Annotated in this window: 19 protein-coding genes and 1 pseudogene; 11 read left to right on the top strand and 9 right to left on the bottom strand. The window is 55.4% G+C overall.

Going from position 1 to position 20,717, the window contains the following annotated elements:
* Positions 1-99: 99 nt before the first annotated feature.
* The gene (locus IT893_RS11925) at positions 100-1,116 is read right to left on the bottom strand and encodes a hypothetical protein (protein WP_143588700.1); all 1,017 of its coding nucleotides are present in this window, start codon (positions 1,114-1,116) and stop codon (positions 100-102) included.
* Positions 1,117-1,290: 174 nt separating this feature from the next.
* Here IT893_RS11925 and IT893_RS11920 point away from each other — a divergent pair.
* The 3 genes and pseudogenes from IT893_RS11920 to IT893_RS11910 form a co-directional block, all read left to right on the top strand.
* Positions 1,291-2,019: pseudogene (locus tag IT893_RS11920) on the top strand (methionine ABC transporter ATP-binding protein); the annotation flags it as partial.
* A gap of 102 nt (positions 2,020-2,121) precedes the next feature.
* Positions 2,122-2,781: a methionine ABC transporter permease gene (locus IT893_RS11915; RefSeq protein WP_197145305.1), complete on the top strand. Its 660-nt coding sequence runs from the start codon at positions 2,122-2,124 to the stop codon at positions 2,779-2,781.
* A 76-nt stretch (positions 2,782-2,857) separates the two neighbouring features.
* Positions 2,858-3,658, top strand: coding sequence for a MetQ/NlpA family ABC transporter substrate-binding protein (locus IT893_RS11910; RefSeq protein ID WP_197145304.1), 801 nt, complete (start codon positions 2,858-2,860; stop codon positions 3,656-3,658).
* Between the two features lie 121 nt (positions 3,659-3,779).
* Here the strand turns inward: IT893_RS11910 and IT893_RS11905 are convergent, their stop codons facing one another.
* Positions 3,780-5,081: a calcium-binding protein gene (locus IT893_RS11905; protein WP_197145303.1), complete on the bottom strand. Its 1,302-nt coding sequence runs from the start codon at positions 5,079-5,081 to the stop codon at positions 3,780-3,782.
* 225 nt (positions 5,082-5,306) lie between these two features.
* On the opposite strand from IT893_RS11905, the gene IT893_RS11900 reads away from it, so the two are divergent.
* Entirely contained in the window at positions 5,307-7,547 is a 2,241-nt protein-coding gene (locus IT893_RS11900; RefSeq protein ID WP_197145302.1) for an autotransporter domain-containing protein, read from the top strand.
* Between the two features lie 83 nt (positions 7,548-7,630).
* Here the strand turns inward: IT893_RS11900 and IT893_RS11895 are convergent, their stop codons facing one another.
* Together IT893_RS11895 and IT893_RS11890 are read right to left on the bottom strand one after the other, a co-directional pair.
* Complete coding sequence (locus IT893_RS11895; protein ID WP_197145301.1) at positions 7,631-8,668, bottom strand: helix-turn-helix domain-containing protein; 1,038 nt, start codon at positions 8,666-8,668, stop codon at positions 7,631-7,633.
* A gap of 255 nt (positions 8,669-8,923) precedes the next feature.
* Positions 8,924-10,831 carry an ABC-F family ATP-binding cassette domain-containing protein gene (locus tag IT893_RS11890; protein ID WP_197145300.1) on the bottom strand — a complete coding sequence of 636 codons (1,908 nt, stop codon included), beginning with the start codon at positions 10,829-10,831 and terminating at the stop codon, positions 8,924-8,926.
* A gap of 427 nt (positions 10,832-11,258) precedes the next feature.
* Between IT893_RS11890 and ndk the strand changes: the two genes are divergently transcribed.
* Entirely contained in the window at positions 11,259-11,681 is a 423-nt protein-coding gene (gene ndk, locus IT893_RS11885) for a nucleoside-diphosphate kinase (protein ID WP_008891250.1), read from the top strand.
* A 91-nt stretch (positions 11,682-11,772) separates the two neighbouring features.
* Here ndk and IT893_RS11880 read toward each other — a convergent pair whose 3' ends face one another.
* Complete coding sequence (locus tag IT893_RS11880; protein ID WP_114129841.1) at positions 11,773-11,910, bottom strand: aa3-type cytochrome c oxidase subunit IV; 138 nt, start codon at positions 11,908-11,910, stop codon at positions 11,773-11,775.
* A 332-nt stretch (positions 11,911-12,242) separates the two neighbouring features.
* Here IT893_RS11880 and IT893_RS11875 point away from each other — a divergent pair, with 332 nt between their 5' ends.
* A complete protein-coding gene (locus IT893_RS11875) occupies positions 12,243-12,797 on the top strand; it encodes an ATP-binding protein (protein WP_252723935.1) in 555 nt (184 codons plus the stop codon).
* A 54-nt stretch (positions 12,798-12,851) separates the two neighbouring features.
* Here IT893_RS11875 and IT893_RS11870 read toward each other — a convergent pair whose 3' ends face one another.
* From IT893_RS11870 to purM, 4 genes are all read right to left on the bottom strand, one after another.
* The gene (locus IT893_RS11870; protein ID WP_197145299.1) at positions 12,852-12,980 is read right to left on the bottom strand and encodes an aa3-type cytochrome c oxidase subunit IV; all 129 of its coding nucleotides are present in this window, start codon (positions 12,978-12,980) and stop codon (positions 12,852-12,854) included.
* Between the two features lie 143 nt (positions 12,981-13,123).
* Positions 13,124-13,522 carry a hypothetical protein gene (locus IT893_RS11865; protein ID WP_197145298.1) on the bottom strand — a complete coding sequence of 133 codons (399 nt, stop codon included), beginning with the start codon at positions 13,520-13,522 and terminating at the stop codon, positions 13,124-13,126.
* Between the two features lie 178 nt (positions 13,523-13,700).
* A complete protein-coding gene (purN, locus tag IT893_RS11860; protein WP_197145297.1) occupies positions 13,701-14,375 on the bottom strand; it encodes a phosphoribosylglycinamide formyltransferase in 675 nt (224 codons plus the stop codon).
* Positions 14,363-15,436 (bottom strand): phosphoribosylformylglycinamidine cyclo-ligase, encoded by a 1,074-nt coding sequence (purM, locus tag IT893_RS11855; protein WP_197145296.1) that lies wholly within the window; start codon positions 15,434-15,436, stop codon positions 14,363-14,365. Before purM ends, purN begins: the two co-directional genes overlap by 13 nt.
* 634 nt (positions 15,437-16,070) lie before the next feature.
* Here purM and IT893_RS11850 point away from each other — a divergent pair.
* The 5 genes from IT893_RS11850 to rimK all read left to right on the top strand — a co-directional run bounded on the left by IT893_RS11850 (position 16,071) and on the right by rimK (position 20,717).
* Positions 16,071-17,195, top strand: a complete 1,125-nt coding sequence (locus IT893_RS11850) for a DUF2066 domain-containing protein (RefSeq protein WP_252723934.1) — start codon at positions 16,071-16,073, stop codon at positions 17,193-17,195.
* Between the two features lie 40 nt (positions 17,196-17,235).
* The gene (locus IT893_RS11845; RefSeq protein WP_064780553.1) at positions 17,236-18,330 is read left to right on the top strand and encodes an AI-2E family transporter; all 1,095 of its coding nucleotides are present in this window, start codon (positions 17,236-17,238) and stop codon (positions 18,328-18,330) included.
* A 35-nt stretch (positions 18,331-18,365) separates the two neighbouring features.
* Positions 18,366-19,088, top strand: coding sequence for a DnaA ATPase domain-containing protein (locus IT893_RS11840; protein ID WP_120225096.1), 723 nt, complete (start codon positions 18,366-18,368; stop codon positions 19,086-19,088).
* Between the two features lie 90 nt (positions 19,089-19,178).
* Positions 19,179-19,679, top strand: a complete 501-nt coding sequence (locus IT893_RS11835) for a RimK/LysX family protein (RefSeq protein WP_197145295.1) — start codon at positions 19,179-19,181, stop codon at positions 19,677-19,679.
* Between the two features lie 132 nt (positions 19,680-19,811).
* Entirely contained in the window at positions 19,812-20,717 is a 906-nt protein-coding gene (gene rimK / locus IT893_RS11830) for a 30S ribosomal protein S6--L-glutamate ligase (RefSeq protein ID WP_064780554.1), read from the top strand.

Here is a 20,717-nt window from a genome sequence, read left to right as displayed (position 1 = left end):
TGTGGCTGATTGTCGCAGGTCAATGATACCCGCACCTCATCAAACGGATAAGCGCCAGCAGGGGCGGTTAGCTGTAGAGTATATTGTGCCATAACGTCCTCAGCTGTTGATCGGTTCGGGGGATGTGTCAGCGCCCAAAACACTGGCAAGTGAAAGCCTTGCTTGCAGGGCGTTGTTCAGGATTGCGACACGGTCATCAATGGTGCCCAGGGCCTTATCTTTCAGGATTGCGCTTGCCCAAGCTTGGCTGGTGACGTTTGCGCCACCCGTGAATTGCACCGTGGCATAATCAACGATCCCATCCGGTGTTTTAACGCCAAGCTTGATTGCGGATTCCCCGGCGGTGTCGCAGGCCACTTTCAGACTATCTGCATCAAAGTCGGAAATAGCTTCTGGATGGTTTACCTGCATATATCCGGGCAAGGATGCAATGACCTCTTGTAAGGACATGACGGGCTTCGGCTTAGGACCTGGTTTCGGAGCAGGTTGCGGCCGAGGCTCGGGCTTTGGCTGGGGTGTAAGGTCAGGGGCAGGTTTGGGCTGTTGTGGTTTTTCAAGTTGTCCGACAGCCTGAGATTCTTGGGTGAGCAGTTGGGAAACCTCTTCGGCAAAGCGCTTTTCCGCACCCAGCCGGTTCTTAGCATAGGCATCAAACTTCTGTTTGCTGATGATGCTCATCGATTTCAGACGCTCGGAATCTTGGGCGGCAAAGGCGGTCAGCAGGGATGAAATCTGGGGTGCGTTGAAGTCCAGCCGGGATGAAAGCCCCGCTGGGTCCGTGCAGGTGCCATTTGCGATGGCGGTATCTCCCTCGGCCGCCAGTGCTTCGAGCTTGGCTGTCTCGGCAGACAGTGTCCCCAATTGCTCCTTGGTACGCACATCCACCTTATTGCCCATGACTGTGACAAAAGTCGGGTATTGCGACAGTGTTCGGGCAAGGTCGTTGATCCGGTTGGCAAAGGCCATCTGTTCAATCCCGCATTGATATTGACCCCTGATAGACGAACAGGGTGGGGCTTTGTGATGTCGGGCCATTAGGTGCTCAATAAACAAAATTTTTGTGTTGTATTTTTGGGAATCATACATGCCATGCGTGAAATGCATGATTTTAGCCATTGAACAATGACATCGGGTCAGATAGACAAGGGGTGTTGAACGCGCCGATTTGCTCCTCAGCTTGCGGGCGCGCTAAAAATGCGGCTAAAGCGAGAGGGCGTATATGCTCTGTATGTACGACCGCCTCGGTAAAGCCGTGGCGGTTTTTTTGTATCTACGGAAAGGTTGGGATCCATGATCCGGCTCTCGAACGTCCAGAAAACATATGCAGCCCGGCGTGGCAGCGACGAACATGTTGCGCTGCGCGGCATCAATCTTGATATCGCTGCTGGCGAAATCGTCGGCGTTATTGGCCGCTCGGGTGCGGGCAAATCAACCCTGATCCGCTGCATCAACCTGCTTGAAACCCCGACCTCGGGCTCGGTCACGGTTGATGGCACCGATGTCACGACACTTTCCAAACGCGATTTGCCGTTGTTCCGCCGTCAGCTCGGCATGGTGTTTCAGCATTTCAACCTTCTGTCGTCACGCACCGTGTTTGATAACATCGCGCTGCCGCTTGAGCTTGCCGGTGTCACCAAGGCCGAGATCGCCAAGGCGGTTGATCCGCTGTTGCCGCTTGTCGGGCTTGAAGAAAAGCGTGATCGCTACCCGGCCGAACTGTCGGGCGGTCAGAAACAGCGTGTCGGCATTGCGCGTGCGCTGTCTTCAAACCCCAAGGTTCTGCTGTGTGACGAGGTGACATCCGCCCTTGATCCGGAAACCACCCGTCAGATCCTGACCCTCCTTAAGGACATCAACAAACGCCTTGGTCTGACCATGGTGGTGATCACCCATGAAATGGCGGTGGTCAAGGCGCTCTGTGACCGTGTTGCGGTCATGGATGCCGGCGTGATTGTCGAAGAGGGCGCGGTTGACGGCATCTTTGCCGATCCGAAACACGCGACCACCCAGTCACTTCTCGCTGATGAATTCATGGATTTCCGCGCCGGATCGGATGCGAACAGCACCCCAAAAACCAACGCAAATACCAGCGGCGTTGCCGCCGGGCAGGAGGGCTAAGTCATGTTTTCAACCCTTGCACCCATTCTGCTGCAGGCGACTGGTGAAACCCTTTACATGGTTGCCGTCTCGCTTTCGATTGCGACCGCCTTCGGCTTGCCGCTTGGTGTGTTGCTCGCCACCTCTGGCCGGGGCGAGCTGTTTGAAGCCCTTTGGTTCCAGCGCGTTTTTGGTCCGCTGGTCAACGCAACCCGCTCGGTCCCGTTCATCATTCTGGCGGTGGCGATCATTCCGTTTACCCGCTTTGTCGTCGGCACCTCGATCGGCACGTCTGCCGCCATCGTGCCCCTGACCGTTGCGGCCATTCCGTTCATTGCGCGGATCATCGAAGGGGCGATGCGCGAAGTTGATGGCGGCCTGATCGAGGCGGCCCAGGCCATGGGTGCGCGCCCGGTGCAGGTCGTGACCAAGGTTCTGTTGCCAGAAGCATTGCCGGGCATCATTCACGGCCTGACCCTGACCGCGGTGACGCTGATTGGCTATTCCGCGATGGTCGGGGCCGTTGGGGCCGGTGGGCTTGGCGATCTTGGCATTCGTTACGGCTATCAACGCTTCCGCCCCGATGTGATGGCAGCCGTTGTCATCACGCTGATTGTCGTGGTGCAGGCGGTGCAAAGCTTTGGCGATTATCTGGCGCGCAAGGCCGACAAACGAAATATCTGATCAAAATCAGAATGTGAGGATTGCTCACATTCATCAAATTCCCGCAAAAAACCAAATGAAATCAAGGAGTTTTACAATGCGGTTTCTGCTTAAACTGACGGCTGCGGCCGTTCTGGCATCGGCCCTGACCGGTCAGGCGCTTGCCAACGAGAAAATCAAAATCGGCGTTACCCCGGGTGCGCATGAAGAAGTCATGGAAGAAGTCGTCAAGGTCGCGGCCACCAAGGGGCTGGACATCGAACTGGTCAGCTTCTCGGATTATGTCATTCCGAACCAGGCGCTTGATGATGGCGATCTCGATGCCAACAGCTTCCAGCATGTGCCGTATCTTGATAACCAGATCAAGGATCGCGGGTATGAGCTGTCGGTCGTGGGATATAACATCCTGACGCCGATGGGCATTTATTCCAACAAGATCAAAAGCCTGGACGAACTGGCAGACGGTGCCGAAGTCGGTATTCCGAACGATCCGACCAATGGCGGTCGTGCGTTGCTGGTGCTGCAGTCCCATGGCCTGATCAAGGTTGATCCTGCAGCGGGCCTTGTGGTCAGCCCGCTTGATATCATCGAAAACCCTAAGAATATCAGCTTTGTAGAGCTTGATGCCGCACAGCTTCCGCGGTCGCTCGATGATCTGGATGCGTCGGCGATTAACACCAACTACGCGCTGGAAGCCGGTCTGAACCCGATCAAGGATTCGATTGCGATCGAAGGCAATGACAGCCCGTATGCCAATGTTATTGTTACCCAAACCGCCCGCAAGGACGAGCCGTGGGTCAAGACGCTGGTTGAAGCTTACCACGATGATGCGGTGCGCAAATTCATCGAAACCAAGTATGAAGGATCGGTCCTGCCGGTATTCAAACTTCCTGAATAATCATCTGCATTATTCAAAATAATTGAAAAATCCCGCAGGGTTTACGCCTTGCGGGATTTTTTTATGATCCGACCGAAGGGTGGCCAAGATCAAATTGTATGAGGATTTGATCGACCTTTCATTACACGTCACCAAACAGGACATGATCGGCGGTCAGATCATCCTTGTTGGTATCCTCGATGATCACGCCAAATGTCCATGGATCGCCATTGCTGAAATCGACATAGAGATCATCGCCGGTCTGGGTGGTGTGATCAAGGAAGCTTTCGAAATCCGTGATGCCGGAGCGTTCCTGAAGATCGCTTGTCAGAAGCAGGGTATCGGGATGATTGCCAGTTTCATCGCTGTCACCGGTTTCAAACCCGACAACCCGGTCACGACTTGAGGCCTCGGCATCGAAAACAAAGGTATCATTGCCGCTATTGCCTTCGAGCCAGTCATTGCCGGCCCCGCCCGACAAGAGGTTGTCGCTGAAAACCGGATTGCCGCCGGGACCGGCACGCAGCGTGTCATGCCCATCGCCGCCATAGAGTGAAACGTCCCGGGTTTCGCCGATTAGCGTGTCGTTTCCCGCCTCGCCGTAAAGGTTCTCGCCAAACAGGGTGTCGTCGCCATCACCGCCGTAGATGGTGTCATTGCCGCGATTGCCGACCAAACGGTTGTCGCCTTCATCGCCGATGATCAGGTCGCTTTGATTGCTGCCATCGACATTTTCGATGTTGATGAAATGATCGCCGGAGCGGCCTGTGCCGGTTTCAAGATTGATGACCGGTTGCGGGCCATATTCGCCGTACGGCGCATCATTGCCCCAGCCGGCGATATAGCTGATGGTGTCGATCCCGTCACCGCCATCAAAGATATTGGTGCGGTCCTCGGAAAAGTCGGTGCTGGCCGCGGCATAGAAGGTGTCATCGCCGCCCTGGCCCTGAAAGACGTCACCGTCATCGGTGCGGTTGTAGACCTGATAAAAGGCGTTTTTGCCGTCATCGCCGATCAGCACATCGCCATAGGTCGTATCGCGGATATCTTCGATATTGCTGTATCGGTCGCCCTCTGCATCGCCGCCCAACCCGATACCGGTCGTGAGATTGACGTAAACCCCCTGACCCGAGGGGGCTTGCGTGAAGCCGAAGGTGATTTCATCGCGACCGGGGCCTCCATCAATCACATCAGCACCCGATCCGCCATTGAGTTCGTCATTGCCCGCCCCGCCAAACAGCGTATCGTTTCCGGCACTGCCATTGATGTCGTCATGTCCGGCACCGCCATCAATCGTGTCATCACCAAACCCCAGCTCAAACAGGTGATCGTTGCCGCCCAGCGCGCGGACATAATCGTCGCCCTCGCGTCCATATATCCTGTCGTCCTGTTCTGTTCCGATAATCGTGTCGTTGCCGTCGGTTCCATAGATGTTGTCAACCATGACCATCTCCTGCGTGGAATACCTTTACCCCGGCAATCCAAGGTTGCGGCGGAATTTTGGCGACTTGATGACTGGTTGCCGACGGTGGTGTCAGATCATGATCACCAAATCTGCTTTTGGCGGGCCGGGACGCTGGTGCCAATGATTTGGGATGGTCAGTCAAAACGGAAGACAGGGCGGCGTGTATTGTTCCCCCAACCAATTAAGTGTCGGTAGGGGATATCAATGTCGAAGGGGTTTGGGTGGCTGGGTTTCGGACCCGCCTTTGGGGTGGTTGTGATCATCGTGCTATTTGCGGCGGTCATTGGGACACGGGCGCAGGCCGCAGAATTCACCGTAGCCAGCGGTGTCACCGATACGGTTGCCAAAACCCTGACCGCCGGGGAAACCGGATTGGTGGAGCAGGGCGGAGTTCTTAATGTGACGACTGGCAGTGCTATCACTGCCAGTGGTGACGCGGTGAAAGCGACCAACAACGGCACGATTTCGACCGCAGGGGGCGGGGGAAGCGGCATGCTTGGTGATGCCACCGCGACCAATGCCCGGCTTGTCAATAATGGAACAATATCAACAGACGGACTTATCGACAGGGGGATTTACGGCCAAGGTGCCAACTCCACCCTAATCAATCGCGGCACGATCACGACAAGCGGAACCACTGGAGTCGGGATCCTGAGCGGCGGGAGCAATTCGACGCTGTTAAATAGCGGGACGATCACGACAAGCGGAAACAATGCAAGCGGCCTGACCAGTAGCGCGGGAGATGTAACATTTGTCAATAGCGGTACGATCACGACCAGCGGAAACGGTGGAATTGGGATCCTGAGCGGCGGGAGCAATTCGACGCTGTTAAATAGCGGGACGATCACGACAAGCGGAGGAAATACAAGCGGCCTGTCCAGTAGTGGGGCAAATGCGACATCTGTCAATAACGGCACGATCACGACCAGCGGAAATACGGCACATGGTATCAACAGCACAGGCAGTAATGCGACACTTGTCAATAGCGGGGTGATCACGACCAGCGGAACTGCTGCGGCTGGCATGAGGCATTTAACTGGCAATAACGCCACACTGGTCAATAGCGGCTCGATAACCACCCAGGATGGTGATGGAATTGCAGTATCAGGCAGCAGCAGCACCATTACGGTTACCGGTAGCGGATCCGTTACCGTATCGGGCACGGGAAGGATCGGGATCAGATCCTCTGGGGCCAACGGGACGATCAATGTCAGCGGGACGGTGATTGCGACCGGTGGTGCGACCCAGGCGATTTTGGGGGGGAGCAACCAGACGTTAAACATCAAGCCGGGCGCGACGATTGTCGGGACGATTGATCTTGGCGGCGGCACCAATGCGGTCAATATCGATACATCTGCCGGGGCGCGGTCATCGACCCTGACCATCGCCAATGCCGGTACGGTGAATACAGCGGCGGGCGGTGACGGGATTGTCCTGCAAAGCGGATCGACGGTGGTGATTGTCGACCCCACCGGGATTGCGGCCAACCGGGCGGCACTGGGAACGACGACGGTCGGCATTCATCAGGCGGTCAGCCGGCAACTGGCACGATCAAACAAACCACAACCGGTTGTGGTCGCGGCCAGTGACCTTGAACCGGGTATGTTATATGCGCCGAAAAAGCCGTTTGTCTGGGGACAGGTTTTTGGCAGTTATTTGTCGCACGGGGATGACGGGGCGAATTTGGGGTATCGCAGCCGGGTTGGCGGTGCGGTTGGCGGATATGAAAAGCCGATTGATGACCACAGCATCGGTGTGTTTGGCGGTGTGTCTGTTGCCGGGATGAAAACCGACGAGGCATCACTTGAAAGTGACAGTAGCGGGTTTTTTGTTGGCGGGTATGGTGAATATGTGGTTGGCGACTGGGCGATTGATGGGGCCATGGTTGTCGGGTATCAGCGCCATCAGGATGAACGTCTTGTGGTCGATAACCTTCAGGGCGAGGAAACCGCGCAATCAGATTACAACAGCGTCTATATCAGTCCGTCACTGGCGGTGATCCGGTCGATTGATCTTGGCAGGGGCATAGAGCTGCGCCCGTCCGCAGAGGTGAATTACACCTATGGCTATTATGATGCATATCGCGAAACCGGCACGACATCGTCGAACCTGAGCATCGATGCCCATGCTGTGGATGTGATCAATGGCCGTTTGCAACTGGCTGTTCGTCAGGATCTTGAGGATGGCGCGGGCGAGATGGAACTGCGCGGCGGGATGAAATACAGCTATTTCGGGCGTGACAGCGTTGATGTTGGCCTGATTGATGGCCCGCTTGTCCGGTATCAGGGAAGCGGGGAGACATCATCGCATGGTGGCTTTGTTGGCGGGAATTTGCGCTATGACCTTGATCGACAGATGACATTTGTTGCCGATATCGAACTGGGCCTTGCCACCAGCGATGAGCGCACGGCATCGGGTTTTGTGGGTCTGGAATACCGATTCTAGAGCAATTTCCGTTTCGATCTAAACGGAAATTGCTCTGGGCTCAGGAATGGCGGCATGGGCGGCGTGGCCTTGTGCCCTGGCCGTCAGAGCTGTCGGACCCAGTTTGGCAAACCGGCAGCGTAGGCGGCGGATGAAGCTTCGGTGGCTTGATACCGGTTGCGGGCAGCCAGCGCATCGGCGCGGACCTGACTTGGCGTAATTTTAAACTTGGCGCGAAAAGCGCGGCTGAAATGGGATTCACTGTTAAAGCCGCAATCAAAGGCGATGGTGCTGATGTTTTTGTGGCTGTAACGATGCTGGGACAGTAATTGCAGGCTGCGCTGCAGCCGGCGATCCCACAGATAGTTGGCCACCCCGCCATGGGGTGCGAAAATGCGGTATATCTGAGATCGGGACATGCGGAAAGTTTGCGCAAGGCTTGCCGGAGTCAGGTTTTCGGAAAGATTGGCGTCGACATAGCGTGATATGACTTTTGCAAGGGCAATTGATGTTGGCGTGTCGACGGCATCGGGCATCATGCTTTCGCGCCGGAGGCATCCTTGCATCAGGTTGAGGGTTCCGTGCATCGCACTGCCTGCCTGATGGGTGGTCATATCCGGGATGCTGTCCCACAAGTTCAGGAAACCGGTCGCCATAAAGCGGATCATCGGGTTATCGCCAGATAATTTCAAACCATGCAGCGGGGCAAGCATATCGGATAATTCCGGGCGCAGTTCCCGTGGCAGAACAAGTGTGAGGTTTTCAAAGTCGGTGTTGATCATGTCGTGGGGCTGATCAAGGTCAATGATCAGCATATCGCCCGCAACAATGTGCTGGTTGTCGCTGGTAACGCCGCCGCCCTTGCAAAAGAGCTGGACCAGAATGTGGTCCATATTGTCATGGATAACCCGGTTGCTGTCGCGTGTGAAACGCTGGGTTTGTGACCGGGTTACACCAAAAACGGCGTCTCCGAGATCGCAAACATCAATCCCGGCATAGACATTTGCAGGTTGTATTGCGTCATCGGGCATCGAAAGATCGAAAAATACCCCGATATTTTCCTGCCAGGCATCAAAGCGGTGGCGCGGATCAATATCCCTTGTATCGAAATTTGATACCGGAACCGGTGTCGGGGTTGTCAATTCGGGGTTCTTTCATGTCAAAGGCAGAACCAGAAATGATGACAAGAAATCGCCCGCCCTTTGAAACCGGACTAAATCATCGGTTGATGTAATCCGTAATTTTTTAAATGAAAAAGGTGGTGTTCACAAGCGCTTATGGCCGATGCCGACGCGTTGGTGCTTGGTATCAGGCGGGCGCGTATGGCTTTGATGGATTCCCGCTTGCGCGGGAATGACGGGCTTTCAAGGTGCGGGGAATAGGCGAGGGATGGCGGATCACGCCACCATCGCGTCGTATTCTTCCTGCTTGTCGAGCCATTTCTGTTCGACCATGGCAAGGTCGTTTTCGATCTGGCCGAGTTCCTTTTGGATGTCGGAGAGTTTTTGGGCGTTGGCGTCTTCGTAAAGGGTCGGGTCGGCCATTTTTTCTTCGATTGCGGCTTTGCGTTCGGAAAGCTTTTCCATCTGCTTTTCAAGCTTTTCGACTTCGCGCTTTATCGGGGCGGCGACTTTGCGTTTTTCAGCCGCCTGCTGGCGTTCGGCCTTGCGGTCGCGTTTGGCGGGTTTGCCATTGCCGTTTCCGTCTTCGCCGCCGTTCTTGTTGGCACGGCGTTCCATGCGCGCACGATCGAGAAGATACTGGCGGTATTCGGCAACGTCGCCGTCAAACGATGTGACCGTGCCATCCGCCACCAGAACCAGACGATCCGCACAAGCTTCGATCAGATAGGGATCGTGGCTGATGATGATGACCGCACCCTCATAGGCATTGAGCGCGTGGTTAAGCGCATCGCGGCTGTCGATATCAAGGTGGTTGGTCGGCTCGTCGAGGATGAGCATATGCGGGGCATCAAGCGTCATCAGGGCAAAAAGCAGACGCGCCTTTTCCCCACCCGAGAGGTCCTTGACCTTGGTGTCGCCCTTGGCCCCTTCGAAGGCAAAGCGGCCGAGCTGGGCGCGGACCTTGTGTTCGATCACATCAGGCATCAGGGATGCCATATGCTGATAGGGCGTTTCATCACCGCGCAGTTCGTCGGTCTGGTGCTGGGCAAAATACCCGATGCGCAACTTGTTCGACGCGTGCTTTTCACCTGACATCAGCTGCAAGCGATCGGCCAGAAGCTTTGCCAGGGTCGATTTACCGTTACCATTGGCACCCAGAAGGGCAATGCGGTCATCCATATCAATGCGCAGGCTAATATTGCGCAGGATCGGTTTGCCTTCTTCGTAGCCGACATCACCATCATGGATGTTGATCAGGGGCGGTGGCAGTTCCTTTGGGCTTGGGAAGTCAAAGGAAATGCCGCGATCCTCGACCACCGGGATGGCCGGGCCCATTTTTTCAAGCATTTTGACACGGCTTTGTGCCTGCTTGGCCTTGCTGGCCTTGGCACGGAAGCGGTCGATGAAGGATTGCAGATGCTTTTGCTGGGCAATCTGCTTTTCGTAATGCTTGGAGGCCAGTTCCATCTGTTCGCGGCGTGTCTTGGCGAATTTATCGTAGTTGCCGCCATAAAGTGTCACGGTGCCGTCATGCAGATGGGCAATCGATTTGACCACCCGGTTCAAGAGATCGCGATCGTGACTGATCAGGATGATCGTGCCGGGATAGTTGATCAGATAGTTTTCAAGCCAGATGGTGGCTTCGAGATCAAGGTGGTTGGTCGGCTCGTCAAGCAGCAGCAGATCGGGGCGTAGGAAAAGGGTGGCCGCCAAGGCCACACGCATGCGCCAGCCACCCGAGAAATCATCACAGGGGCGTTGTTGCGCATCGCCGTCAAAACCAAGGCCGGACAAAATGGCGGCAGCGCGTGCCTCGGCGGTATGGGCTTCGATGTCGGCCAGGCGTGTATGGACCTCGGCAATGCGGTGCGGGTCGGTGGTGGTTTCGGCCTCTGCCAGCAAATCGGCGCGTTCGGTATCGGCTGCCAAAACGGTTTCAAGCAGGGATCGCGAACCTGCCGGGGCTTCTTGCGATACGACACCCATGCGGGCCCGCTTGGAGAGGACAATATCGCCGCCATCGCCGGGCAGGTCGCCCGAGATCAGTTTAAGAAGGGTCGATTTACCCGCACCGTTGCGCCCGATCAGGCCGACCTTGTGGCCATCAGGGATGGTCAGCGATACCCGGTCAAGAATGACACGTCCGCCAATGCGATAGGTGAGGTCGGTAATTTGCAGCATTTTCGGTTGGTCTCTTGAACTGGTTTGCGGGCGCTTTGGGCGCAGTTTAGGGGGAATCGCAAGGATTTCTGTGCTTTCAATAGGGCAGGAGCGTGTTTGACGCAAGGATTCTTCAAATTGTCATGGCCGGTGTGATTTCGATGACAGATCCGGGCAAAACCGGCGCTAAATCGCAGTTTCATGCCTTTTGGGGGCGTTTTGCAGGCGAAACGGGTGAATGCAACGGCTGCAGGTCTGGTTTGCAGCGGTAGAACTATGTGTTGCGTTGCGATCCAACCCCGTTTATATAGCGCCAACCTTCGGGTCTGTGGATGATAAGGGCGGTCTTTGGTGCCGCCTTTATCTTCCGCAGGCCCTTTGTACTCGGGGGGCTTCTTGGGGGCCCTCTTTGGGGGTAACGAATTTTTACAAAGCTTAGGTGAAACCAATGGCTGTCGAACGCACTCTTTCGATCATCAAGCCGGACGCAACGCGCCGCAACCTGACTGGCAAAATCAATGCCGTCATCGAAGAAGCTGGCCTGCGCATTGTCGCACAGAAGCGCGTCGCTTTGACCCGCGCTCAGGCTGAAGGTTTCTATGCAGTTCACAAAGAACGTTCGTTCTTTGGCGAGCTGGTAGACTTCATGGTCTCTGGCCCGGTTGTTGTCCAGGTTCTCGAAGGCGAAGATGCCGTCGTTAAGTACCGCGAAGTAATGGGCGCAACCAACCCGGCAAATGCCGAGGAAGGCACCATCCGCAAACAGTTTGCAGAATCCATCGAAGCGAACTCGGTCCACGGTTCGGACTCGCTCGAAAACGCTGCAATCGAAATTGCATATTTCTTCGCTCAGACCGAAATCGTCGGCTAAGCCAAGAATACCGAATTACCGGTTCTTCCGGCATGAAACGCCCCGCAAGTTGCGGGGCGTTTTTTGTTGGAAAATTTGGAAATCTATTGCGTCAGTCGATCAGGAATGCGGCCATCAGCAGCAGGAGAACCCCGATCGAGATCACGCTCCAGAGCATGAATTTTGTCCAGTGGTGCCAGCCTTCCTCGTGGTGGTGCACCAGGCCTTCGTCGTAATCGCTTCCTTGCATTGTTTCCTCCCTGTTGTTGGGACCATTGTTTGGTTTGCTGTTATCACGCAAGACAACAAGGCGATGGTAGCGCAAATCAACTCAGGGGTGAATTGCTTTGATGTTGTTGACTGTTTTCATCTGTTCAACCGGATGGACAAGGTGGTGTCGCGTGTGGCAGTATTTGCGCATGGAAAACGTTTTGACCCAGAAATCGGTACGAATTTTTACCGCCTCTCATAGAGTGGCGGGGTAGCGACGTTTTGACCAAATGAGACCCACCCGCCGGCGAGGCGGGTTTTTTTGTGGCTGTCTCCCGGCCAGACCAGCGATGTGCAATCCGGGAGATGACAATGACCAAGCCCTTATCAGCGTTACAACCAAGTGATCGATCCTTGATGCCGCAAGACGGTGCCAAGGTCGGAACCCTTCATTTGCTGTGTGGCAAGATTGCCGCGGGCAAATCAACCCTTGCCGCTGAACTGGCGCGCAAGCCCGGCACGGTTCTGATTGCCGAGGATGAATGGCTCTCGACGCTTTTTGGTGATCAGATGTGCTCGGTTGCGGATTATGTCCGGCTATCGGACAAATTGCGCAGTGTGATGGGGCCGCATGTGGCGATGGTGTTGCGCGCGGGTATTTCGGTGGTGCTGGATTTTCCGGCCAATACAGTTGGCCTCAGGCGCTGGATGCGCGGCACCCTTGACGATGCCGGGGCCGATCATGTTTTGCATTATCTTGATATGGACGATGATGTGTGCATCAACCGCCTTCGGGTGCGCAACCGGGCCGGAAGCCATCAGTTCGCCGCCAGTGACGCGCAGTTCCATCAGATCAATGCGGCCTTTGTTCCGCCAAGCGTTGACGAGGGGTTTAATATCGTGCGCTATGAGACAGATACGCTTTGAGCATAAAAAAAGCTGCCGGAAAACGGCAGCTTTTAGTTTTTCGCAACAGGCAAATCACAGAAGGAAAATTGCCATCAACACCAGAAGGGCAATGATCGAGATGGTGCCCCATTTCACGAAGTTGGTGTAGCCGTGATAGATGCTGACATGGGTTTCAGTCAGTTCGTAATCGTTACCCTGCAAATTTGCCTCCTTGGATTGGATATTTTGGGATTGTTCAAATGTATATCCACGAAGTTGATGCAGTGCAAGATGCAGATTAACCATAGATGTTAGACATTTGACCGACTTCACATCGGTGCGGCTTTGTGTTTGATGCCAAGGGGTTACTGGATGCTTGATTTGCAGCCATAGGGCAGGAAGGTGCCCGATAGCCCGTGGCTCATCATCGCAAACGACATCTTGTTGGCATAGTCGAGTTCCGTCTTGGATTTCGGGCAGGCATAGGCGCGCCCGGCACAGCCATTTTCGATATAGTCTTCTTCGGCCTTGGCAAATTCGGGGCTGAGTGCGCCGCGCGGAATTTCTTCAAGCATTTCGTCCCGGGTTTCCTGATAGACAGCGCATTTTTGCGCCCGCCAGGATTTTTCACCGGTTTGCATATCGGCCTTGTAAGACTCCAGTTCTGGATCGGAATCCGCCAGCGCAGGACTGGTGAGTGCAGGACTGGCGAGCGTGGCCAATAGGGCGAGGGGGATGATCAGTCCTAAGAGCTTGCGCATCATGATATCGGTTTTCCGTGGCGGTGGTGGCATTCATTGATCCCATAACAGCATCAGAATGCGCAAAGATTATGACCCCGGTTTGCGGATCTGGCAGCAGGCCACGAAAAAGGCGGGGCACATGATTATGCCCCGCCTTTTATGCGTTGAGAAACTTGCGCAGCCAGCGCCAAAGGTTCTTTCATCCGGGCTCGAGTGCCGGGTTGATTTCAGCAAAATCGGCCTTGGGGGCGTCGGCCACCGTTACGATGCCCTTGGCATCGACCGAAACACGGCCTTCGGCGATCCAGCGGATGACCTGCGGATAGATGCGGTGTTCCTGTTTGAGGATACGCTGGGCCAGTTTGTCAGCATCATCGCCCGGCAGGACCGGAACCACAGCCTGCGCGATGATCGGGCCGCTATCGACTTCGGGGACGACGTAATGCACCGTGCAGCCAGCAAACTTCACACCGGCATCAAGGGCGGCCTGATGCACACCAAGACCCTTGAAGCTTGGCAGAAGCGACGGGTGGATATTGATCAGTTTGTCTTTCCAGCGGGTGACAAAGCTTTCACTGACCAGACGCAGGTAACCGGCCAAAACGACAAGGTCGGCACCGCTTTCTTCGATCAGGGTGCTTACGGCGTTATCATAGGCCTCGCGCCCGCCGGGATAACCCTTGTGCGAGATGGCTTCAGACCGGATGCCAGCCTTGCGGCCACGTTCGAGCCCGCCCGCATCAAGCTGGTTGGAAAAGACCAGCACGATTTCGGCCGGGTAGTCGGGCGTTTTGCAGGCATCGATGATGGCTTGCAGGTTGGACCCGCCGCCTGAAATCAGAACGGCGAGCTTCAACTTGGTTACTTTTCCCATGAACGGGCCATGTTTTTGATCACGACCTGCGGGCCATCGCCAGCGCGCGGGCCGATGACACCGATCTGGCTGACGGTTTCGCCGTGCTCGCGCAGGATGGCTTCGGCTTCATCGGCTTTATCGGCCGGAACAACGACGCACATGCCAATGCCGCAGTTAAAGGTGCGTGCCATTTCGGTGGCCGGAATGCCGCCCTGTTTGGCGAGCCATTTAAACACCGGAAGGTATTCCCAGGTGCTGGCATCAAACACAGCGGTCAGGTTTTCGGGCAGAACGCGCGGGACGTTTTCGGTCAGGCCACCACCGGTGATGTGGGCAAGTGCCTTGACCAGACCAGCCTTGTGGGCCGCCAGGCAGCTTTTGACATAAACCTTGGTCGGTTCAAGCAGGGCTTCGCCAACGGTTTTGCCCGGTGCGAACGGGGCTTCATCGGCGTAGCCAAGGCCTGCCATATCGACAACCTTGCGCACCAGCGAATAGCCGTTGGAATGAACGCCACTGGATGCCAGGCCAAGGATAACGTCGCCCTCGGCAACGTTGGAACCATCAAGCAGTTCGCCGCGTTCGGCCGCACCGACCGCGAAACCGGCCAGATCATATTCGCCGTCGGCATACATGCCCGGCATTTCAGCGGTTTCGCCACCGATCAACGCACAGCCAGCCTGTTTGCAGCCCTCGGCAATGCCGCCAACGACACTTGCGGCGTTATCGACCGACAGCTTGCCGGTTGCAAAGTAATCAAGGAACAGAAGGGGTTCTGCGCCCTGAACGACGAGGTCATTGACACTCATGGCGACAAGGTCGATGCCGACCGTGTCATGTTTGTCGGCCAAAAAGGCGACTTTGAGCTTGGTGCCGACACCATCGGTGCAGGATACCAGAACCGGGTCGTTATATCCGGCAGCCTTCAGATCAAAAAGGGCGCCAAAGCCGCCAAGACCACCGGCAACACCGGAACGGGTTGTTGCTTTTGCAAGCGGTTTGATTCGTTCGACAAGGTCATTCCCGGCATCGATATCGACACCGGAGTCCTTATAGGTAAGGCCGTTAGAGGTGGTCATTTCGGGGTCCCTGGCATCAAACATGCATGAATAAAAGGCGGCAAAACCGCGTTTTTCATCAGCACGTATCGACGTCCAATCGACGGGCAACTGTCGTATTGCGGTCCGGGTCGCAGGGAACCTGCTGTTTGACCAATCCGCCATACTGACGCCTTTAATCAGATATAGAGGACAAAGCGATCCTGCTGATAAAAAACGCGGGCTTGATAATTTCCGCTGGGCCGAAAATACTCAAACGCGGGCAATATGCAATGATCACCTGCGCATGACAGAGTTTTCTTTGCAGAATGCGTTCAACATGCCACAAAGAGCGTTATAGAAGAATACAACAAGACACGACTTAAAATAAGACTAGGGTCCAAACCCATTCAAATGACCGACCCGGCAATTGATATGAGAGAAATGGCAAGGAAAAGCCCGCAGATCGGGGTGTCCCCCCGGTTAAGGGCTTTGACACAGAGGCTTTCTCTCATATCAATTGTCCGTTGGATCTCCCGGATTTGCACGGGCTACTTTGTCGCAAAACCTTGAAAGATACTTATCTTCCTGCGGTTTTGCTTCGCGTATCCGCACAAATCCGGGAGACCGGGACGATTATTTGAATGAGTTTGGACCCTTGGGCAAAGAGGCATACGTGCTTACTTCATTGAAAAACATCAAGATGTGGGCGGGTGCCGCCACGGTAGCAGCCATTATGGCCTTTCCGGCAGCGGCACAGGACATTTTCACCGTCAGCGGTGTTCATGTTGACGAGCGCGCCGAAACCGCGGCTGCTGCGCGCGAGCGTGCACTTGAAATCGGTCAGCGCAAGGCGTTTGAAGAAGTGGTTGCCCGCTTGACCCTGCCCGAAGATCGCGCCGGACTTGCGACACCGGAAACATCGGTGATCACGAACATGGTGCGCGATTTCGGGGTGTCGGACGAAAAGACATCGTCGGTGCGCTATATCGCCGACATGACCGTGCGCTTCAAGGATGACGAGCTTCGCCGGTTCCTTCGGTTCCGCGATATTTCATTTGCCGAATTGCAGTCCAAACCGGTGATGATCGTGCCGGTGTATCGCACGAATAATTTCGTCAATCTGTGGGACGATCCCAATCCGTGGCGCGATGTCTGGGCGCGTAATATCGCGACATCGGGACTGGTGCCGATCAAGGCGCCGATTGGCGATTTGACCGATATCAGCACCGTCTCGGCCGAGCAGGCCGAAAGCGGATCTATGAAACGTCTGTCCCAGCTTGCCAAGCGTTATGGCGCGGATGTCGCCGTGGTGGCCAGTGCCGAGGTCAGCGGGCCAGAAGGTGGCGAGACGGTTGATGTATCCGTTACCCGCTATGAGCCCAATGGCGCGCCGCAGATTTTTGGTGTGCAGGAAAAGACGCAAGCGGGCGAGACGCTTAATGAAACGCTGGTGCGGGCCGCCAAATCGGTGCAGGAGCAATTGGCTGATGGCTGGAAACGCGCCAACCTGATCAATTACAGCACGGGTGGTAACCTGATGGTGTTTATCCCGATTACCGGTCTTGCAGACTGGGCGGGGATCGAGAACAAGCTGATCGGGCTGCCGGTGGTGCGCAATTCGCGGGTGATTGCCATGTCGAAGCGCGAAGTGCAGGTATCGATTGAATATGTCGGGTCGGCCAATCAGTTGCAGACAGCGCTTAATCAGCAGAACCTTAGCCTGTCGCGGATGGGAGAACTTTGGTTCATTCAGCCGAGCGGTGCGGATCGTTTGCAGGGGCTGTCGTTAGGCGGATAAGCCTTTTGCATGACAGGGACAGTTTAACAGGGGCCGGGGAATGACATTACGACAGCAAGCACGTTTCTGGCTGATCTTTGTTGTTGGATTCTTTTTCCTGATCTGGCTGTTTTCGGGCATCCTGTTGCCGTTTGTGGCCGGGATGGCGATTGCCTATTTCCTGGATCCGCTTGCCGACCGGCTTGAGGAACGCGGCGCCAGCCGGGTGATTGCGACCAGCATCATCACGTTTCTTTTCTTCCTTGTGTTCATTCTGGTGATGTTGATTGTCGTGCCAATGATCGGCAGCCAGTTGGCAGGATTTCTTGAACGGTTTCCGGGCTATGTCGATACGTTGCGCACCAATGTCGCGCCGTATTTGCAAAATGTGCTCGATCGTGTGGCGCCAGAAACGCTGCAAAGTGTATCGGATGCGATCAAGGGACAGAGTGCCAATGCCCTTAAGTGGGTCGGTAATGTTCTGACCAATGTGCTTTCGGGCGGTCTCGCACTTTTGAACTTCCTGAGCTTGCTGTTCATTACGCCGGTGGTGTCGTTTTATCTGTTGCGTGACTGGGACAAAATCGTTGCCAAGGTCGACAGTTACCTGCCGAGGCGTTCGGCCAAGGATATTCGCCAGTGTGTTAGCGAGATTGACGAAACCCTTGCGGGCTTTGTGCGCGGGCAGGCGACGGTGTGTATTCTGCTTGGCCTGTTTTACGGGCTTGGCCTGACGCTGGCGGGGCTTGAGTTTGGCTTTGTCATTGGCTTGATGACCGGGCTTGTGTCGTTTGTGCCCTATTTCGGGATGATTGCCGGCTTTGCGGTTGGCATGGGTGTGGCGCTGGCACAGTTTGGTTTTGGCCTTGATCTTGGGCTGGTGGCGCTGGTGTTTTTGATCGGTCAGGTGCTTGAGGGCAATTTCCTGACACCCAAGCTTGTGGGCGACAAGGTCGGGCTTCATGCCGTTTGGGTGATGTTTGCCTTGCTTGCCGGGGGGGCGGTGTTCGGACTTCTTGGCGTGATGCTGGCCGTGCCGGTGGCGGCTGTGATCGGCGTGCTTGTACGTTATGGCTTAAGGCAGTATCTCGATAGCAGGCTTTATGATCACGGACCGGACGCTGGCAACAATGCCACGACCGAGACCGAGAAATAGACCCCAGAGATCGAGATCAGCAAATTGAGTTTACTGTGACCCGGGTGACATCCAAGCCGGACAAAGATAACGACCCGCAGCAATTGCCGCTGGCGCTTGAAATGCGTCCGGCACTTGGCCGTGATGATTTCATGGTGGCCGATTGCAATAGCGAAGCGGTGGCGTGGATCGACCAGTGGCCGAAATGGCCCGCCCCGGCCTTGTGCCTGTATGGGCCAAAGGGATGCGGAAAAAGTCATCTGGCGGAAGTCTGGCGGGCGCGATCCGGTGCGCTACAGGTCGCGGCATCGGATTTGAACGGGATCAATCCCGATGAGCTTCTCGGCGATGCCACCGGTCTTGTGATCGAGGATGCGGACCTTGTGGCTGGCGCGGGTCTTGATGAGACGGTCTGTTTCCATATTTACAATATGCTGAAGGAACGCGGTGGGCATTTGTTGTTGACCGCAAGCCAGCCGCCATCGCGCTGGCAGATTGATTTGCCCGATCTGAAATCAAGGCTGGGCGCAGCCCTGGTGTGCGAGATTTCGCCGCCGGATGATGATTTGATTGTTGGACTTCTGATCAAGCTGTTTGCTGACCGGCAGATCCCGGCCAGCCCGCAAATCATCAGTTATGTTTTGCCACGGATCGAACGGTCCTTTGCGGCGTTAAGTCAATTGGTGGCAGCGATTGATCGCCGGGCACTGGCCGAAAAGCGGGCGGTGACCTTGCCACTGGTACGCAGTGTTATGGATGACATGACCACGGAATCGTAACATCGAAACGAATTTCGTAAGCCGATCAGGTTGTTACAGGTTATCATCACCACCACCTAACAGATTGCATTTAATAACCGGAAGCTGCATGTGAGCCCGCAACGCGTAAAAGCAAAACCGTCGCTTAAGAGCCAGACCGATACCCTGATTTCCGATGGACATGTTTTGGGGTGGCGGGAATGGATCGGCCTTCCTGATCTTGGCGTGCCCTTGATCAAGGCCAAGGTTGATACCGGGGCCCGAACATCGTCGCTGCATGCGCTTAGTCCAAAGAAGGTGGTGCGTGACGGGCAGGATTTTGTATCATTTACCCTGCCGCATTATCGCGGGGACGGGCATGGGCGGATCGATTGTCTGGCGCCACTGATTGAAATGCGCGAGATTCGCTCTTCGAACGGAAATGCCGAAGAACGGTTTGTGATTGCCACCCATATCCAGGTTGGGCATCACAAATTGAAAGTTGAAGTATCGCTGGCAAACCGGTCAATCATGGGCTTTCCCATGCTTTTGGGCCGCACAGCGATGAAAGCAGGAAGATTTTTGGTGCTGCCATCGAAATCTTATCTTGCAGGGAAGCCGGAACAGAGATAGACGCGCAGAAGAACGACCCATTGCCGGAACAAGATCCCGACAGGGTCGTTTTACTTTCTGACAATTCCGCATTCGCCAGCCACCGGTATTATACCGGTCGCAATTCGTTTTGCCGACCTTGGGGGACATCTTATGAAAATCGCGATGCTTGCACGCAATCCAAACCTTTACTCCCACAAACGGTTGGTCGAGGCGGCCGAAGCACGCGGGCATGAGTTGGACATCATCAACACGCTCAGGGTGTCGATGAACATCACGTCGCTGAAACCGGAAATCTATTACGGCGGTGACAAGCTTACCGGTTATGACGCTGTGATCCCGCGTATCGGTGTGTCGGTGACCCAGTTCGGTCTGGCGGTTTTGCGCCAGTTTGAAATGATGGGCGTTTATCCGTTAAACGAGTCCGTTGCCATTGGCCGATCGCGCGACAAGTTGCGTTCGCTGCAGATCCTCGCACGCCGTGGCATTGGCCTGCCTGTTACCGCCTTTGCCCATGACCCGAAAAAGACCGATGAAGTTCTGTCGATTGTGGGTGGTGCACCGGTAGTGATCAAGCTTCTGGAGGGCACACAGGGCATCGGTGTGGTTTTGGGCGAAACCGAAAAATCCGCCAAATCCGTGATCGAGGCGTTTCGTGGTGCCAATGTTGCGATCATGGTGCAGGAATTCATCAAGGAAGCCGGCAACAGCGATATTCGTTGCTTTGTGATTGGCGGCAAGGTGGTTGCCAGCATGGAACGCAAAGGGGCTGAGGGCGATTTCCGGTCCAACATCCATCGTGGTGGTTCGTCGCGTGCGATCCGCATCACGCCGCAGGAACGCTCAACCGCCGTTGAAGCCGCCAAGGCGATGGGGCTTAATGTTTGTGGTGTTGATATCCTGCGATCCAATCACGGGCCGGTGGTGATGGAAGTAAATTCTTCACCGGGACTGGAAGGCATTGAGAATGCGACGGGCAAGGACATTGCCGGCATGATCATTGAATTCATGGAAAAAGATTTCAAACCCGGTAAGGTGCGGACCAAAGGCAAGGGATAA

The organism is Thalassospira sp. A40-3 (genome assembly GCF_015871485.1).
GTDB lineage: Bacteria > Pseudomonadota > Alphaproteobacteria > Rhodospirillales > Thalassospiraceae > Thalassospira > Thalassospira tepidiphila.
Note: the sequence above shows the minus strand (reverse complement) of the source record. Positions and strands in the feature narration are given on the sequence as shown.

What these genes read in the sequence shown, in the direction of transcription:
- IT893_RS11925 (WP_143588700.1), bottom strand. Translation starts at nt 1,116, where the DNA reads ATGGCTAAAATCATGCATTTCACGCATGGCATGTATGATTCCCAAAAA.
- IT893_RS11915 (WP_197145305.1), top strand. Translation starts at nt 2,122, where the DNA reads ATGTTTTCAACCCTTGCACCCATTCTGCTGCAGGCGACTGGTGAAACC.
- IT893_RS11910 (WP_197145304.1), top strand. Translation starts at nt 2,858, where the DNA reads ATGCGGTTTCTGCTTAAACTGACGGCTGCGGCCGTTCTGGCATCGGCC.
- IT893_RS11905 (WP_197145303.1), bottom strand. Translation starts at nt 5,081, where the DNA reads ATGGTTGACAACATCTATGGAACCGACGGCAACGACACGATTATCGGA.
- IT893_RS11900 (WP_197145302.1), top strand. Translation starts at nt 5,307, where the DNA reads ATGTCGAAGGGGTTTGGGTGGCTGGGTTTCGGACCCGCCTTTGGGGTG.
- IT893_RS11890 (WP_197145300.1), bottom strand. Translation starts at nt 10,831, where the DNA reads ATGCTGCAAATTACCGACCTCACCTATCGCATTGGCGGACGTGTCATT.
- ndk (WP_008891250.1), top strand. Translation starts at nt 11,259, where the DNA reads ATGGCTGTCGAACGCACTCTTTCGATCATCAAGCCGGACGCAACGCGC.
- IT893_RS11880 (WP_114129841.1), bottom strand. Translation starts at nt 11,910, where the DNA reads ATGCAAGGAAGCGATTACGACGAAGGCCTGGTGCACCACCACGAGGAA.
- IT893_RS11875 (WP_252723935.1), top strand. Translation starts at nt 12,243, where the DNA reads ATGACCAAGCCCTTATCAGCGTTACAACCAAGTGATCGATCCTTGATG.
- IT893_RS11865 (WP_197145298.1), bottom strand. Translation starts at nt 13,522, where the DNA reads ATGATGCGCAAGCTCTTAGGACTGATCATCCCCCTCGCCCTATTGGCC.
- purN (WP_197145297.1), bottom strand. Translation starts at nt 14,375, where the DNA reads ATGGGAAAAGTAACCAAGTTGAAGCTCGCCGTTCTGATTTCAGGCGGC.
- purM (WP_197145296.1), bottom strand. Translation starts at nt 15,436, where the DNA reads ATGACCACCTCTAACGGCCTTACCTATAAGGACTCCGGTGTCGATATC.
- IT893_RS11845 (WP_064780553.1), top strand. Translation starts at nt 17,236, where the DNA reads ATGACATTACGACAGCAAGCACGTTTCTGGCTGATCTTTGTTGTTGGA.
- rimK (WP_064780554.1), top strand. Translation starts at nt 19,812, where the DNA reads ATGAAAATCGCGATGCTTGCACGCAATCCAAACCTTTACTCCCACAAA.